Raw genomic sequence first — 15,660 nt, forward strand, 5'->3', positions numbered from 1 at the left:
TATATTTAAGCAGCATTTTAGCGTTTTAGTGATGCACTAAACGCCAACATCCGATCCAGAGGAAGTTTAGCCCGTTGTGCCAAAGCGGCGTCGACGTGTATTTCCTGATCCGCATGTTGTAATACATGCAGAATTCCATCCAGCTCATTCATCGCCATCCAAGGACAATGTGCACAAGAACGACAAGTCGCGCCCTCACCCGCAGTTGGTGCTTCAACTAAAATTTTATCTGGAACCGCTTGTTGCATCTTATAAAAAATGCCACGATCCGTAGCGACAATTAAACGCTGATGTGGCAATGTTTGTGCGGCTTTGATCAACTGTGAAGTACTACCCACAGCATCTGCAATATCCACTACCGATTCTGGAGATTCGGGATGAACCAACACAGCTGCATCTGGATACAGTGCTTTCATATTGGCGATACCACGAGCGCGGAATTCTTCATGTACAATACAAGCCCCATCCCAAAGCAACATATCAGCACCTGTTTTCTTTTGGATATAACGCCCTAAATGTTGATCTGGCGCCCAGATAATCTTTTCACCCAAACTGTCTAAATGCTCAATAATTTCTACGGCACAACTCGATGTTACCACCCAATCCGCACGTGCTTTAACTGCGGCAGAAGTATTGGCATATACCACAACAGTATGATCAGGATGCTGATCACAAAATGCTGTAAATTCATCCACAGGACAGCCTAGATCCAGTGAGCAAGTGGCTTCCAAAGTGGGCATTAAAATGGTTTTTTCTGGAGACAAGATTTTAGCCGTCTCACCCATAAATTTAACACCTGCCACCACCAGAGTGCTCGCCGCATGATCACGTCCAAAACGAGCCATTTCCAGTGAGTCAGAAACACATCCACCAGTCAGCTCTGCCAGCTCCTGTACATCAGGATCACAATAATAATGTGCGACTAACACAGCATTCCTTTTTTTGAGTTCTGCTGCAATTTCCGTAAATTTTGCCTGTTTAACATCTGGACTTAAGTGTTGATCTTTCGGCTCACCTAAACGATCTAAATGCGCCTGCACAATGTTTTTTGCGTCGTTCGCAATTAAATTCGCACTACTCATAAACGTCTTCTCATCCTTTTGCATACGGGCTGGCATGCTTGTAACGTTACATCACAAGTTACTGGCTATGATTTGATAACTTGAGAACCAAAAGCTGACAGTTAAAAAAGCCTCCCAGAGGAGGCCTGATTATAGCTTAAATTATAGCGAAATATTTAAGATCGGTAATCTGCATTGATTTTCACATAATCATAAGACAGATCGCAGGTATAAACAGTGTCCTTCGCCTGACCACGTCCCAAATCAACACGTATGGTAATTTCTTTTTCCGCCATCACCGCAGCCCCCATTTCTTCGGTGTAATCTGGATTTGCACCACCATCCAGACAGATTTGCACATCACCCAACCAGACCTGAACTTTGCTGCTATCCAAGTTTTGAATGCCCGCTTTACCGATCGCCATGACAATCCGTCCCCAGTTTGGATCGGAAGCAAATAAAGCGGTTTTGATCAGTGGTGAATCTGAAATGCTATACGCGACATCACAACATTCTTGGGTATTGGCTCCACCCTCGACAGTCACAGTGATGAATTTGGTAGCGCCTTCACCATCTCGCACAATTAATTGTGCCAAACGATTCATGATACGGGTGAGTACATCAAGCACCACGGTATAGCGTGGATCAGTGCGCGACTGAATTTCCTGTCCACCCACCTGTGCTGTTGCCACAAAAATACAGGAGTCATTGGTTGAGGTATCACCATCAATGGTAATACGGTTAAATGAATGCTCGACTGTAGTCTGCAATAGCTGTTGAACCATTGCCTGACTAATCGGTGCATCGGTTGCGACAAAACTCAGCATGGTTGCCATATTGGGACGAATCATCCCAGCACCTTTACTAATACCAGTCATGGTATAAGTGATACCATCGAGTTCAAACTGTTCAGACGCCCCTTTAGGCACGGTATCCGTGGTCATAATCCCAAATGCAGCATCTGTCCAACTTGCTTCATCTAATGTGTCTAACGCAGGTTGAATGCCATTTAATAAACGTTCGATCGGGAGCTGTTCACCAATCACGCCTGTTGAAAAAGGCAAAACCTGATGAGGTTGTACATGAGCAAGTTCAGCCAGTTTGGCACAGGTTTTAGTCGCATTTTCTAAACCGAGTTTTCCTGTTGCAGCATTGGCATTACCAGTATTAATAATGAGATAACGCGGCTGTTGTACTGCTGAGCTTTCATTTAAATGTTTTTTGCTGAGTAAAACGGGCGCAGCGGCAAAAGTACTTTGGGTAAAAACACCCGCAACCTGCGAACCTTCAACAAACTCGAACACCACTAAATCTCGTCGATTGGGATAACGCACATACGCTTGGGTTGAACCAATTTTTACACCCTTTACCACATGCATATGCGGCATTGTTACGTCACCAACAGCCATTTTGAATATCCGATGAATTCGTTATAGAAAAAGAAAAGCTTAGTTCAAAATACCATAAAAATCGAGCGTTCAAACTCACTTTACAGCAATAAAAAAACCAGCAATCTTGCTGGTTTTTAAATTTTGACTTTTTAATTGGCCGCAAGTTGAGCAGATGTCCCCAATAAAGCCTGCTTGGCTTTTTCCTGACTCGCCGCAGAAAGCGCAGGGTTAGTCGCGACAATGCGACTTACATTTGCAGAGTTGGCAGCACTAATCGCCGCTGTTTTAAAAATAATAGGGCGAGTTCCTGTATTACCCAGCGTATAGCGAATTCCTGTTCTTGGACTGACTAAAGTCGTCGTTTGATTCTGAACAGTTGCTTGAGCTGTAGTATTACCTTGCGCAGCCATTACTTTGTCAACAGTCGTGGTTTGGGTTGGCTGTGCATTTTCTGTTGCAGCAAATGTAAATGCTGGAATCGTTAAAGCCGTCATTACTAATGTTTTTAATACTTTTTTCATTGTCTTTACCAGTTTTCACTTCAAGATGTGCAAGTAAATACCATTTAATCGAACAAACTGCAAATACTATTCACAGCTTGCAACATCTCGTAAAAAAAGCAGAACATAAATGTTCTGCTTTTTTTAAATCAGGATCTTTTATGGCACGAACTTTATCTCACGATTAAATACGACCATGACATTGTTTATATTTGAGTCCAGATCCACATGGGCATGGCGCATTACGGCTCGCAGGTGGCGTAATTTGCTGCTGTGGCGCTTGTTCTTCAATCTCGTGATGAGTCACTGTTCCAGTTAAGCCGTCAACTTCATCATGTTCAAAAGATAAGCGCATCGCTTCTGCTTGTTGCTGTTGTTGAGCTTCAAGTTCTGCCAGTTCTTCTGGTGTCGGAATATGAACGCGTGACAAATCAGTCACGACGTCAGATTTAATAATGCCTAACATATTGATGAATAAGTTAAAGGCTTCTTTTTTATATTCCTGTTCAGGATTTTTCTGAGCATATCCACGTAAATGAATCCCTTGACGCAGATAATCCATCGCCGCCAAATGATCTTTCCAATGGCGATCCAGTGAATTCAACATAAAGTGACGTTCAAGGGTAACGGCGGTATCAGTTCCCATTTGGGTGCGACGCGCTCGATAGCGATTAATTACTTCATCAGTAATTCGTTCTACCAATCCTTCTTCATCTAGACGGCGATCATCATTGAGCCATTGTTGAATTGGCAACTCAATACTCAAGTCAACGCGCAAGGCATTTTCCAGACCTTCTACATCCCACTGATCATGGATCGATTCAGGTGGAATAAAATTCGCAATCATGCCTTTCATGACATCACGATGCATTTCTTCAATATAATCTTGCAGCGTACTTTCAGCTAAAACTTCATCGCGTTGCGAATAGATGATCTTACGTTGTTCGTTATTGACATCATCATACTTCAATAAGTTCTTACGAATATCAAAGTTACGGGCTTCGACTTTGCGCTGTGCATTTTCAATCGAACGGCTCACCATTTTATGTTCAATGGCTTCATCTTCTTTGAGACCCATGGCACGCATCATACCAACCACACGGTCACCTGCGAAGATACGCATCAAATCATCTTCAAGTGATAAATAAAAGCGTGATACCCCAGGGTCACCCTGACGACCTGCACGACCTCGTAACTGGTTATCAATACGACGTGATTCATGACGCTCAGAACCGACGATATGTAACCCGCCTGCATTCAGCACGGTTTCATGATCATGTTCCCATTCTGCTTTTAAACGCGCTTCATCTTCAGGGGTTGGATTTTCAATTTTAGCTAGCTTGGCTTTCCAGTTACCACCCAAAATAATATCCGTACCACGACCAGCCATATTCGTTGCAATCGTGACTGAATCTGGACTACCTGCCTGCGCAATAATATCCGCTTCACGCTCATGTTGTTTCGCGTTAAGGACTTCATGCTTAATGCCTGCCTGAGTCAACTTATGCGATAACACTTCACTGGCTTCAATAGTTGCCGTACCCACCAAAATTGGTGCACGGGTTTCCTGAATGCGTTTAATTTCCTGCACAATCGCATCGTATTTACCGTTACGATTCAGGTAAATTAAATCATTTTGATCTAAACGAACCATTGGACGATGGGTTGGGATAATCACCACATCTAGTCCATAAATTTCTTTCATTTCCGCTGCTTCAGTATCAGCAGTACCTGTCATACCTGAAAGCTTTTTGTATAGGCGGAAATAGTTCTGGAAAGTGGTTGTTGCAAGTGTTTGGTTTTCTGGCTGAATTTCCAAACCTTCTTTGGCTTCGACTGCTTGATGCAAACCTTCTGACCAACGACGACCTGGCATAGTACGTCCAGTATGCTCATCGACGATGATCACTTCACCCTCATGAATAATATAATGAACGTCACGATGATATAAAAAGTGTGCACGAATCGCAGCGGTGACATGATGCACCAGACTTAAGTTACTAGCAGAATAAAGGCTCTCGCCTTCTGCCAATAAACCCATGGCAATCAGTTCTTGCTCAACAGTTTCAAAACCCACTTCAGTCATTTCAACTGAACGCTGTTTTTCATCAATCCAGAAATGCCCACCATCGGCCACTTTTTCTTCTTTTTGCGCACGAAGTTTAGGTGGAATGTTATTGATCGCGGCATAAAGTTGAGAAGAATCTTCACTTTGCCCCGAAATAATCAACGGTGTACGTGCTTCATCGATCAAGATCGAATCGACCTCATCGATAATGGCATAATTCAAACCACGCTGTTTTTTCTCTGGCAGTGAAAACACCATGTTGTCACGCAGATAGTCAAAACCGAATTCATTGTTGGTACCATATGTGATATCCGCTTGATAAGCGTCAGCTTTCTCAACAGGAGACTGCATAGAGTAAATCGTACCAATGCTCAATCCCAAAAACTCAAACAATGGGCGGTTGAGCTCAGCGTCACGCTGCGCCAAATAGTCATTGACCGTAATAACATGAACGCCTTGTCCACTTAAGGCATTTAAATAACAGGCCAACGTACCCATCAGAGTTTTACCTTCACCTGTACGCATTTCTGCGATTTTACCTTCGTGTAAGGTAATACCACCGATTAATTGCACATCATAATGGCGCATACCCATGACACGTTTTGCCGCTTCGCGACATACGGCAAAAGCTTCTGGCAATAATTTATCCAGACTTTCACCATTATTATAACGTTCTTTAAATTCTGGAGTTTTTGCAGATAAGTCTGCATCGCTTAGTGCTGATATCGTCGGCTCGAGCGCATTGATTTGATCAACAATTTTACGCATGCGTTTAAGTTCGCGCTCATTTTTTGTACCGAAGATACCTCCGATCAGACTTGCCAACATGAATAAACTCTCTAATCCTGTTTGTTATAAGGTCTGTCAATAGCAACAAACCCTAGGTCGGTTAATTTTTTCTTAGCTGTTATTATGGAGCCACAAATAAGAACTACAAGGGTTTTACGCCCAAACAGCGAAAAAATCTGCTAGATGACTCTAACATTGCTTAACCAAAGAGCGTTAATGTAGCAAATTTGGATTTAACTTACACCGATTTGCATGCGATTTTCTGATCTATTTTTTAATCAAGCCCCCACTCTATATCTTAAAAATTCATAACAACATGCGAAAACAATAATTTTAAATGCAATAAAAAACCTGCATATTTAAGGTCATACAACACATCACAATATTATGAGGTTTTTGCAATGAGCTTACGTTTAGGTGATACCGCCCCTAATTTTGAACAACAATCCAGTGAAGGAGAAATTAATTTTTATGAGTTTTTAGCTGATGATTGGGCAATCTTATTTTCACATCCTGCGGACTACACGCCTGTATGTACCACTGAACTTGGCTATACCGCAAAACTTAAAGATGAATTTGAAAAACGTGGAGTCAAAGCGATTGCACTTTCAGTGGATGATGTTGAATCCCATCAGGGCTGGATTAAAGATATTAATGAAACTCAAAACACCACAGTCAACTTCCCGATCATCGCCGATAAAGATCGTAAGGTTTCAGAGCTGTATGGATTTATTCATCCTAATGCCAGTGAAACCACCACTGTACGCTCGCTTGTGATTATCGACCCCAATAAAAAAGTTCGTTTGATTATTACTTATCCTGCGTCAACAGGTCGTAATTTTAATGAAATATTACGGGTCGTAGATTCATTACAACTGACAGACCATCATAAAGTCGCAACTCCAGCAAACTGGCAACAAGGTGAAGATGTGGTGATTGTGCCTTCACTCAAAGATGAAGAAGAAATCAAACAACGTTTTCCGAAAGGCTATAAAGCCGTCAAACCTTACCTAAGATTGACACCACAGCCTGAGAAGAATTGAAACATCGTTTCAATTCTTCGCAAGACAAGCAAAGCGCGTAGTCTAAGAACAAAACTCTTAAAGTCTTCAAAAGGAGATGAACAGCTATGCTGTGAGTGAAGAGGTTAAAGCAACGCTTTAATTTTGTGCAAGACAAGCGAAGCGCGTAGTGTTTGAATGTGATACTTCAATCTTTATCAAAACAAGCGAAGCACGTCATTTAAGACCGTAATTCTTCCATGCTTTACAAGCATGAAGATTGCATTAAATAATAAAAATAAATCTCAAAACAATAACTCATCTCACCGTTTCTCCACCCAGTACCCATCGTCATGATGGGTACTTTTTATAATGAGTAGATTTGGTAAAACTCACGGACTAGGTTATAAAGAAGATAATGTCCTAAAAACAATAAATTTATGATTCATAACATTCATCATTTGCATTGCGGTACGATGTGCCCTGCATGCGCCCCTCTAGTCAGTCAAACAGGCTTACAGGCACATATTATTTGTCATTGTTTATTGCTTGAAACTGATCGTGGGTTGGTGTTGATTGATACGGGTTTAGGTTTACAAGATTATTTACATACTCAGCAACGACTGGGCAGACTGATCCATCAATTTGGAAAAATTGAAATCAATATTCAACTCAGCGCTGTTCAGCAAATTCAACAACTCGGATTAAATCCCAAAGATGTGCAGCATATCTTTGTGAGTCATCTGGATTTTGACCATGCGGGTGGTATTTCTGATTTTCCCCAAGCTACCGTACATGTGTTGGCATCCGAATTTAATGCCACACAATTATTGTCCTTCAAAAATCGTATTCGTTATAAGAACAACCAATTTAAGCAACATCGTCTTTGGAATTTCATTGAACATACTCAAGGAGAAAGTTGGTTCAATCTGGAAAAAGTGATGGGGTTGCCATTATTTCAGGATGAAATTTTAATGATTCCTTTATTGGGGCATTCGGCTGGGCACTGCGGGATTGCGATTAAACAAGCAGAGGGCTGGATGTTATTTTGTGGGGATGCCTATTTTTCACATCAGGAATTAGATTCCAAACAGAAACTGAAAGGACTACATGTATTTGAAAGTATGCTCGCGTATGACAATAAAATGCGTTTAGCCAATCTCAAACAACTCCAATATTTAGCTCAACATGAACCACACATTGAATTGATTTGTGCGCATGATATTCAAGAATTTTTACGCTATCGACCATTATCATGAAAAAAACCTTATTTTCTCCCGTATTGATCATACTCACTTTAAATCTATCAGGCTGTATTACCCATCCCTCGCTTTCCCCTGAGCAACGACCACCACATTGGGGGAATTTGCTTCATGCAGAGCATAATTTTTATAAAATTAGCCATGATCTGTATCGCAGCGAGCAACCTTCACAAGCACTAATACCAGAATTACGACAACAGCAGATTCAGACCATCATTAATTTACGTAGTCGTAATGATGATCTCAAAGTGCTTGATCCACAAGAATTTAATTTAGTTCATATCCCGATTCATACATGGGCCATCAATCGAAAAGATTTACTAGAAGTGATGCAACAGATTCAAATCGCAAAACAAAACCACCAAAAGGTTTTATTGCATTGCTATCATGGGTCAGATCGAACAGGTGCTAGTGTGGCAATGTATCGAATTATTTTTGAAAATTGGTCGATAGAAAATGCTGTACAAGAGTAAGCGTCCGCTGAATCCCATGCCTATTTTTTAATTTGAGTTGGATTTCCAGCGGTGTGGCAGTAATTCTTCTATTTGGGTCACTTTATGTGTCGGCAACCTTTTCAGAACATCACTTAAATAGGCATACGGATCCAGCCCATTCAGCTTTGCTGACTGGATTAATGTCATGATATTGGCTGCTCGCTGACCGCTGCGCAGCGAACCTGCAAATAGCCAATTCTTACGTCCCAACGCCCAAGGTCGCATCTGGTTTTCCACCCAATTATTATCTATAGGTAGATTGCCATCATCCAGATAGCGGCTTAAAGCTGGCCAACGCTTCAGAGTGTAATTGATGGCCTTGGCGGTTGGAGAACTCGATGGCACAGTCAGTTGATGTTGGTTAAGCCATTCATACAGTTGTTGCATCACCGGTTGACTATGCTGTTGTCGGTATTCGCGGCGCTGTTCTGCCGTACCATCGGTCTTTTTCCTGAGTTCTGCTTCTATCGCATACAGTTTCTGAATCAGCACCAATGCCTGTTCAGCGACCTGACTTTTCCCGGTCACATGCAGTTCATGGAATTTACGACGTGCATGGGCCATGCAGCCCACCTCAATGACCTGGCCTGATTTAAAGCGTGCTTTATAACCACTGTAATCATCACAGACCAGATAGCCCTGCCAGCCTTTCAAGAACTCTTCAGCATGCTGGCCTGAACGACTATCTTGAAAGTCATAGATCACTGCCTGAACTGGATTGTACTGTGTAGTGGCATAGGCCCAGACATAACCTTTCTTCGGTTTTTTCTCATCATCACCCATCCGCATAATGGTGACTGGTGTTTCATCTGCATGCAGCACCTGCTGTTGCAGCACCACCTCTTTTAAGGCATTGGCCAGAGGTTCCAGTTCTACACCGCAGCGACCTATCCAGTCAGATAAAGTGGATCTGGACAGATCAATGCCAGCCCGCTGATAGATCAGGCGCTGACGGTACAGCGGCAAATGATCGGCATACTTCGATACCAGCACATGGCTGAGCAATTCAGGTGAAGCAATGCCTTTATCAATCACATAGGCGGGCATCGCTTGCTGAGTCAGAGTGTCACACTGATCACAGACCCATTTACCACGCACATGCTGTTCCTTATAGAACTGTGCCGGTCTGAAATGTAGTTTTTCACTGATATCTTCGCCGATACGACGCAAGGTGCAGCCACAAGCACATTGGGTTGATGTTGGTTCATGCTCGATACGGATGGTGTGTAGATGATCGGGCAGCAGTCGACGTTTAGGTTTGTTGACTGTGGCTTTGTGTGTCGCTGCATCAGTTTTATCTGCATTCAGCCGTTCCAGTTCCAGATCAACAGCGGCAATATCTTCTTCGACCGCTTCATCCCACAGATGGATTTGTTTTGCGGTGAGATGTTCGTTTTTACTGTTGAATTTGTGCTTTTTAAACAGCGCAAGTTCATGCTCGTATTTTTGATTGAGAATGGAAAGATGCTGAACTTTGGCATCTAATTGCAGATTGGATACTTCAAGATGCTGAACTTTGGCATCTAATTGCTGGTTTGATTGTGCTAGAGACTGATGTTGCATTGCCAACTGTCTAGTAAATTCCAGCAGTTGTTCATGGGTCAGTTGGCTTAAATCAGGCAGTGTATTCATGACCGCAGTATGCCTGAGGTCATGAGAAGAATGAAATAGAACGTTTGGAGAATAGCAACTTGGACCAAGCTAGTTTAGAGCATTGTGACCACTTGCTGTCGTCCAATGCGCTGCCAAGGCAAACCCTGGATCAGTGCCTGTAACTGTTCTGGACTGAGTGCCAGGGTTTCACCCTGATGAACTTTAGCCCAGTGAAATTTTCCCTGTTCCAACCGCCGAGCACACAGCCAGATGCCCAGTCCATCATGTACCAGCACTTTCATGCGATGGCCACGTTTATTACAGAACAGGTAAGCACAATGCGGTTTAATGTAGCCAAAGGCTCTCACCACCTGAGCCATGACAGTATCCATTCCTGCTCGCATATCCATGGGCTGGGTAGACAACCAGATTTCATCGATACGGATCATGTTGTAAGTGCCTTGAGTAATTCTGCTAAAGCAGATATTTCTGATACTTGCCATTTCAAGCCAATTTTTGCTTTTGAGTGGGGTAAAGTAATTTGAACCGTTAACATGCCAGTAGAAATAGGATCTAATGGTGCAGAGCAAGATAAGGCAATAAATGCAGGTTTATTCGGTAGTGGTGAGCGATCATTCCCTAGCTTAGCATCAATTAAGCGAATCCATTTGGATACAAGATTTGTATTCAATCCATGTTGCAAAGCGACCGAAGCAATTGAAACCTCCGATGCTTTACACGCCTGAACGATCTGCTGTTTAAATTCAGCACTATATGTTCTTCGTTTTATCGTAAGAGATGCGATGGATGTCTGGTTATTTGTAGTCATAAATTTAAGTTCCCACTTGTTTTTAAGTGAGGACTAAATTAAGGCTTATAGGACGAATTCATAAGGTGTGTTCAGCGGACGCTTACGTACAAGAAATGAAATACGGAAGTTACGGCTACCACCCAATCTGGGTGAATATTGAAAAAATATTTACGCCTGAAAATATAAAATGGATTCGGGAGCAACTCGCGAATCCATCTTAAATCATCAGCAAGAATAACACTGCCAAAAACACTTAACGCTGATCGAGTGGAACCCAGTCGATCACCCAAGCTGATTTCATATTCAAACTGCTATCTGACACAATTTTCTTCCGTGCAGCATCGGCAGTTTCGCGGCTTTTAGATGGCCCCACCATAATTCGAATGCCTTTAGAAGTAGGGCTGGTGGTGACCTTATAGCCTTTGGCACGAAGTTTGGAAACCACTGCATCTGCATTGGCTTGGTTGGCAGCTAAAGCCACTTGTACCATCCAGTTTTTATCGCCATTTTCCAACAAATCACGTGCTTTATCAGCTTCTGCTTTTTTCTTGGCGTCTTCTTCGGCTTTATGCTTTTTCTCATCCGCTGCTTTTTTCTCAGCTTCAGCTTTACGTTTATCTTCAGCCGCTTTCTTGGCTGCTTTTTCCGCGTCTAACTGTCGCTGTTTTTCTTCAGTTGCCTTTTTCTCTGCGGCAACGCGTTCTTGCTCAGCTTTACGTTTGGCTTCGGCTTCTTTCTGCTTTTTCAATTGTTCAGCTTTCTGCTGTTCAGCCAGCTTTTGAGCATCAGCTTGTTTTTTCTGCTCAGCCAATTTTTTCTCTGCATCAAGTTTTTGCTGTTCAGACTTTTTTTGGTCTGTGGCTTTTTGTGCAGTATTTTGCGCTGTATTTTTTGTTTGATCCGTGATTTCTGGCGGAATATTGTCTGAACTTTCCTGAGCAGCATTACGACGCGCATTGATCGCTGCATATTCTTCTGCGGCTTTACGTGCGGCTGCCGCCTCGGCCTGTTGTTGTTGCGCTAGAAAGTCTGCGGCACGAGCTTCTTGTTCTGCCACCGCTTTTTCACGCGCACGGCGCTGTTCTTCAAGTAAACGCTTTTCCGTTTCAACATCAACTGCGAGCGGTTGTAACTGAACCATTTCGCCCGCCTGATTTGAACGATTATTGTCCTTTGCAGGTTGTTCGACTTTTGGTTGAGTTTGAACTTGCGTTTGGTGTATTTCTTCTTTTCCTTTCAGGAGTAATGCTGCCAATAAAACACCACCACCTAATAAAACAACACCGCCCATCCAGCGCTGTTTGTTATTCATTGACATTATTCCAAATACTCCCACACCGCTTCTAATGTATGAAACGAACCACAGACTAAAATTAGCTGATTATTGTTGGTTTGCTCAAGTGCTAATTTAAACGCCTCTTGGATACTTTCAAAGCTGTCTACTGTCTCACCTTGTAATGCATCCATCAATTGAGATAAGGGTGCAGCACGAGGAACATTTAACGGCGCAATTTTCCAATTCAAAACAGTGGGTTTTAATCGCTCTACCACTGATTTTATATCTTTATCGGCCAACATTGAAAATACAGCAACAACTTCTGTGTACTGTTTATTGTATTCCAAGAAATTTCGCAATTGCTTTAACAAAAATTCTACACCATGTGCATTATGACCAGCATCAAAAATAACGGTTTTATTTGCGATGACTCGCTGTTCAAAACGACCCGCCAATTGGGCTTTTTTGATTCCGCTGCTCAATGCTGCCTGAGAAATATCTAATCCACTCAAAAGTACCGCAGCCACCGCAGTCGAAATATTTTCCAGTGCTAGGGAACTCAGTGGAAGTTTTAATGTGGTTCCTGATGATGCAAAATTCCAGCTTTGACCATCACCCGCAGCTTGATAAAAATAATCTTGTTGCGCCACGTATAATTTGGCATTGACTTGATCGGCTTGAGTTTGAATCGCTTGTGGTAAATCTTGTAAACCAGCAAAAATGACAGGAATATCGGGACGCATAATCCCTGCTTTTTCAAACGCAATTTTTTCAATGCTATCGCCCAGCCAATCGGTATGATCCAGACCAATATTGGTAATCACAGCAATATCGGGATCAATCACATTGACCACATCCAGACGACCGCCCAAACCAACTTCAAGTACCCAGACATCACATTGTTTTTGTTTAAAAATAACAAACGCCGCCAAAGTCGTGGCTTCAAAAAAGGAAAGGCTTAACTCGCACTGACGACGCGCTTGATCCACTTGGACAAAAGCATCGATTAAAGTCTGGTCATCAACTTCCTGACCCTTTAATTTAACCCGCTCGTTAAAACGATAAATATGGGGCGATTGATAAAGGCCAACCTGATAACCCTGTTCATTTAAAATGGAAGCTAAGGTGGTGGTCGTTGATCCTTTACCATTGGTTCCAGCCACGGTAAATACTTTGGCTTGCGGTTGCATGACACCCAAAGCCTCAGCCACTGGAATCACACGTTCCAGACCTAAATCAATCCCTGTAACGTGAACATGGCCCCAATAATCGAGCCATGTATCTAAATTATCTGTTATTTTTGGAGCATCAGGTTTCAAGGTAAATTCATCAATTTCGCCACGATACGGGATACAGTATCACGTAATGCATGTCGATGAACAATTTGATCGATTACCCCATGATCAAGCAAATATTCGGCGCGCTGAAACGGTTCATCCAGTTTTTCACGAACGGTTTGTTCGATCACTCGCTTACCCGCAAAACCAATCATAGCTTTCGGTTCAGCAATATGTACATCACCTAGCATTGCCAAAGATGCTGTGACACCGCCATAAACAGGATGAGTCAAAACTACAATGTAGGGTAAATGAGCATCTTTCATTTTCTGAATTGCAGCAGAAGTACGTGCCATTTGCATCAGCGACAACATGCCTTCCTGCATACGTGCACCGCCAGAAGCAGCAAAACAGATTAAAGGTTGTTTAAGTTCAATTGCACGTTCAGCCGCTTGAACAAAGCGATCACCTACAACTGTCCCCATTGAACCGCCCATAAAGTCAAATTCAAAGGCACAGGCGACCATTGGGATATGATTAAGACTCCCCTGCATCACAACCAAAGCTTCTGTTTCACCCGTTTTGCTTTGTGCTTCACGCATACGCTCAGGATAAGGCTTACTATCGACAAATTTAAGTGGATCTTTGGCCGCAAATTCCTGACCCAGTTCGGTTTGGATCTGATCAAAAAACCATGTTAGACGATCACGTGCTTTCATACGCAAATGTTCATCACATTGTGGACAAACATAGGCATTGAATGCGATTGCAGTACGTGTCACCAATGCATGACATTCAGGGCATTCAATCGTTGGCTCAGTAAATGTTGCCTTAAGCACTTGTTGCTCATCAGGCGTGTGGATGCCAGGAACATGACGTTCAGTCCACGGCGTCGATGGGCTAAGAATTTTCCCTGATTTCACTTCTTGATTCATACTAACTCGTCGAGCGCAGCTCGAAGCTCCTTGATTTTATTGACCGTTTGTTCAACCGCTTGGTCGATTGCCAATGTAGCAAAAGGTTTAACTAAAGCACTTCCCACAATTACCGCATCGGCAACCTGTCCCATAGCCTTTGCAGATGCCGCATCACTAATCCCAAAACCCACACCCACAGGTACGTTAGTATGTGTTTTGATCTTGGCAATACGTGCCGCAGCTTCAGCAGTATCTAGGGTTGCTGCACCTGTTACGCCTTTAAGTGATACATAGTAAATAAAGCCGCTGGCTTGTTTTACGACATGTTGAATACGCTCATCGGTTGAGGTTGGTGCGAGCAAAAAGATTTGATCCATATCATGCTGCTTTAATACAGCATCCAAATCTTTGGCTTCTTCGGGCGGCATATCCACCAAAAGAATGCCATCTACACCAGATTCTTTCGCAGTTGATACAAATTTTTCATAACCAATCACTTCAACAGGATTTAAATATCCCATCAAAACCACAGGTGTTTCGGTATCATTTTGACGAAATTCCTTGACCATATTCAGTGCATCAAGCGTATTGGTTCCACCCGCTAACGCGCGTTCAGCCGCAAGTGCAATCACTGGCCCATCTGCCATTGGGTCGGAAAAGGGTAAGCCCAGTTCAATCACATCCACACCTGCATCGACCATTTTATGTAACAGTGATACTGTGACCTGTGGCTCAGGATCGCCCGCCATCACATAAGAAACCAACGCTTTACGTTGTTGGGATTTAAGCTGTTCGAAACGAGTGGCGAGACGTGACATAGGGTTGTGCTTTCCTTGATTTTATAAACTGAGGAGTTGTTTGTAGAAATACAGAACACCGCATTGTAACGCTATTTTTTGTCCATTGAACAGTCTTCACGTTGCTATGTACGCTGTTGTTGTGATTCCCTACAACCCAGAGCGTACATTTATCAATATTTTGTTGTTTTTCTCAATGATCAAAGCTTCCTATTTTTTAATGTTATTTCAAACAATAAAATATGAAATTAAATTAAAATTTATTCTAAAAATGATCTAAAAAACAAAAATATAAACAACATCAGCAGACCATTGCAGCGATTTCTGGTTTTATGAAAAATATGGCAGTTTGATATATCTGGTATAAAAACGGATGATCGAATCAAGTACTTTTGCAGTTGTCTACGTAAAATTTAGTCCATT

At 42.5% G+C, this 15,660-nt stretch carries 13 protein-coding genes and 2 pseudogenes; 4 read left to right on the forward strand and 11 right to left on the reverse strand.

Annotation, left to right across the window (positions count from 1 at the left end; translation table 11 throughout):
* Nucleotides 1–17: 17 nt before the first annotated feature.
* From nadA to secA, 4 genes are all read right to left on the reverse strand, one after another.
* The gene (gene nadA, locus EGS47_RS04710; RefSeq protein WP_125269239.1) at nt 18–1,082 is read right to left on the reverse strand and encodes a quinolinate synthase NadA; all 1,065 of its coding nucleotides are present in this window, start codon (nt 1,080–1,082) and stop codon (nt 18–20) included.
* Between the two features lie 155 nt (nt 1,083–1,237).
* Nucleotides 1,238–2,470 carry a bifunctional glutamate N-acetyltransferase/amino-acid acetyltransferase ArgJ gene (argJ, locus tag EGS47_RS04715; protein ID WP_125269240.1) on the reverse strand — a complete coding sequence of 411 codons (1,233 nt, stop codon included), beginning with the start codon at nt 2,468–2,470 and terminating at the stop codon, nt 1,238–1,240.
* A 131-nt stretch (nt 2,471–2,601) separates the two neighbouring features.
* Nucleotides 2,602–2,973 carry a hypothetical protein gene (locus EGS47_RS04720; RefSeq protein WP_125269241.1) on the reverse strand — a complete coding sequence of 124 codons (372 nt, stop codon included), beginning with the start codon at nt 2,971–2,973 and terminating at the stop codon, nt 2,602–2,604.
* A 163-nt stretch (nt 2,974–3,136) separates the two neighbouring features.
* Nucleotides 3,137–5,848 (reverse strand): preprotein translocase subunit SecA, encoded by a 2,712-nt coding sequence (gene secA, locus EGS47_RS04725; protein WP_125269242.1) that lies wholly within the window; start codon nt 5,846–5,848, stop codon nt 3,137–3,139.
* A 362-nt stretch (nt 5,849–6,210) separates the two neighbouring features.
* Here secA and EGS47_RS04730 point away from each other — a divergent pair, with 362 nt between their 5' ends.
* The 3 genes and pseudogenes from EGS47_RS04730 to EGS47_RS04740 all read left to right on the forward strand — a co-directional run.
* Nucleotides 6,211–6,852 carry a peroxiredoxin gene (locus EGS47_RS04730; protein ID WP_125269243.1) on the forward strand — a complete coding sequence of 214 codons (642 nt, stop codon included), beginning with the start codon at nt 6,211–6,213 and terminating at the stop codon, nt 6,850–6,852.
* A 398-nt stretch (nt 6,853–7,250) separates the two neighbouring features.
* The gene (locus EGS47_RS04735; RefSeq protein WP_125269244.1) at nt 7,251–8,069 is read left to right on the forward strand and encodes an MBL fold metallo-hydrolase; all 819 of its coding nucleotides are present in this window, start codon (nt 7,251–7,253) and stop codon (nt 8,067–8,069) included.
* Nucleotides 8,066–8,542 (forward strand): annotated as a pseudogene (locus EGS47_RS04740) (dual specificity protein phosphatase family protein); the annotation flags it as partial. The gene EGS47_RS04735 and the pseudogene EGS47_RS04740, both read left to right, overlap by 4 nt.
* A 30-nt stretch (nt 8,543–8,572) precedes the next feature.
* Here EGS47_RS04740 and tnpC read toward each other — a convergent pair.
* The 3 genes from tnpC to tnpA form a co-directional block, all read right to left on the reverse strand.
* The gene (gene tnpC, locus EGS47_RS04745; RefSeq protein WP_125269176.1) at nt 8,573–10,198 is read right to left on the reverse strand and encodes an IS66 family transposase; all 1,626 of its coding nucleotides are present in this window, start codon (nt 10,196–10,198) and stop codon (nt 8,573–8,575) included.
* Between the two features lie 74 nt (nt 10,199–10,272).
* Nucleotides 10,273–10,608, reverse strand: a complete 336-nt coding sequence (tnpB, locus tag EGS47_RS04750) for an IS66 family insertion sequence element accessory protein TnpB (RefSeq protein ID WP_171455410.1) — start codon at nt 10,606–10,608, stop codon at nt 10,273–10,275.
* Nucleotides 10,605–10,988 carry an IS66-like element accessory protein TnpA gene (tnpA, locus tag EGS47_RS04755; RefSeq protein ID WP_125269178.1) on the reverse strand — a complete coding sequence of 128 codons (384 nt, stop codon included), beginning with the start codon at nt 10,986–10,988 and terminating at the stop codon, nt 10,605–10,607. Before tnpA ends, tnpB begins: the two co-directional genes overlap by 4 nt.
* Nucleotides 10,989–11,074: 86 nt before the next feature.
* On the opposite strand from tnpA, the pseudogene EGS47_RS18605 reads away from it, so the two are divergent.
* Nucleotides 11,075–11,191 (forward strand): annotated as a pseudogene (locus EGS47_RS18605) (protein tyrosine phosphatase); the annotation flags it as partial.
* Nucleotides 11,192–11,223: 32 nt separating this feature from the next.
* Here EGS47_RS18605 and EGS47_RS04765 read toward each other — a convergent pair.
* Genes EGS47_RS04765 through trpA form a run of 4 tightly spaced genes read right to left on the reverse strand, consistent with a single transcriptional unit; the run spans nt 11,224 to nt 15,258 of the window.
* The gene (locus EGS47_RS04765; RefSeq protein ID WP_171455411.1) at nt 11,224–12,288 is read right to left on the reverse strand and encodes an SPOR domain-containing protein; all 1,065 of its coding nucleotides are present in this window, start codon (nt 12,286–12,288) and stop codon (nt 11,224–11,226) included.
* Nucleotides 12,288–13,565, reverse strand: a complete 1,278-nt coding sequence (folC, locus tag EGS47_RS04770) for a bifunctional tetrahydrofolate synthase/dihydrofolate synthase (RefSeq protein ID WP_125269246.1) — start codon at nt 13,563–13,565, stop codon at nt 12,288–12,290. Before folC ends, EGS47_RS04765 begins: the two co-directional genes overlap by 1 nt.
* Nucleotides 13,562–14,458: an acetyl-CoA carboxylase, carboxyltransferase subunit beta gene (gene accD, locus EGS47_RS04775; protein ID WP_044433806.1), complete on the reverse strand. Its 897-nt coding sequence runs from the start codon at nt 14,456–14,458 to the stop codon at nt 13,562–13,564. Before accD ends, folC begins: the two co-directional genes overlap by 4 nt.
* Nucleotides 14,455–15,258 carry a tryptophan synthase subunit alpha gene (trpA, locus tag EGS47_RS04780; protein WP_125269247.1) on the reverse strand — a complete coding sequence of 268 codons (804 nt, stop codon included), beginning with the start codon at nt 15,256–15,258 and terminating at the stop codon, nt 14,455–14,457. The genes accD and trpA overlap by 4 nt, the downstream gene beginning before the upstream one ends.
* Between the last annotated feature and the right edge of the window lie 402 nt (nt 15,259–15,660).

It is taken from the genome of Acinetobacter sp. FDAARGOS_515 (assembly GCF_003938865.1).
Taxonomy (GTDB): domain Bacteria; phylum Pseudomonadota; class Gammaproteobacteria; order Pseudomonadales; family Moraxellaceae; genus Acinetobacter; species Acinetobacter ursingii.

What these genes read in the sequence shown, in the direction of transcription:
- nadA (WP_125269239.1), bottom strand. Translation starts at nt 1,082, where the DNA reads ATGAGTAGTGCGAATTTAATTGCGAACGACGCAAAAAACATTGTGCAG.
- argJ (WP_125269240.1), bottom strand. Translation starts at nt 2,470, where the DNA reads ATGGCTGTTGGTGACGTAACAATGCCGCATATGCATGTGGTAAAGGGT.
- EGS47_RS04720 (WP_125269241.1), bottom strand. Translation starts at nt 2,973, where the DNA reads ATGAAAAAAGTATTAAAAACATTAGTAATGACGGCTTTAACGATTCCA.
- secA (WP_125269242.1), bottom strand. Translation starts at nt 5,848, where the DNA reads ATGTTGGCAAGTCTGATCGGAGGTATCTTCGGTACAAAAAATGAGCGC.
- EGS47_RS04730 (WP_125269243.1), top strand. Translation starts at nt 6,211, where the DNA reads ATGAGCTTACGTTTAGGTGATACCGCCCCTAATTTTGAACAACAATCC.
- EGS47_RS04735 (WP_125269244.1), top strand. Translation starts at nt 7,251, where the DNA reads ATGATTCATAACATTCATCATTTGCATTGCGGTACGATGTGCCCTGCA.
- tnpC (WP_125269176.1), bottom strand. Translation starts at nt 10,198, where the DNA reads ATGAATACACTGCCTGATTTAAGCCAACTGACCCATGAACAACTGCTG.
- tnpB (WP_171455410.1), bottom strand. Translation starts at nt 10,608, where the DNA reads ATGATCCGTATCGATGAAATCTGGTTGTCTACCCAGCCCATGGATATG.
- tnpA (WP_125269178.1), bottom strand. Translation starts at nt 10,988, where the DNA reads ATGACTACAAATAACCAGACATCCATCGCATCTCTTACGATAAAACGA.
- EGS47_RS04765 (WP_171455411.1), bottom strand. Translation starts at nt 12,288, where the DNA reads ATGTCAATGAATAACAAACAGCGCTGGATGGGCGGTGTTGTTTTATTA.
- accD (WP_044433806.1), bottom strand. Translation starts at nt 14,458, where the DNA reads ATGAATCAAGAAGTGAAATCAGGGAAAATTCTTAGCCCATCGACGCCG.
- trpA (WP_125269247.1), bottom strand. Translation starts at nt 15,258, where the DNA reads ATGTCACGTCTCGCCACTCGTTTCGAACAGCTTAAATCCCAACAACGT.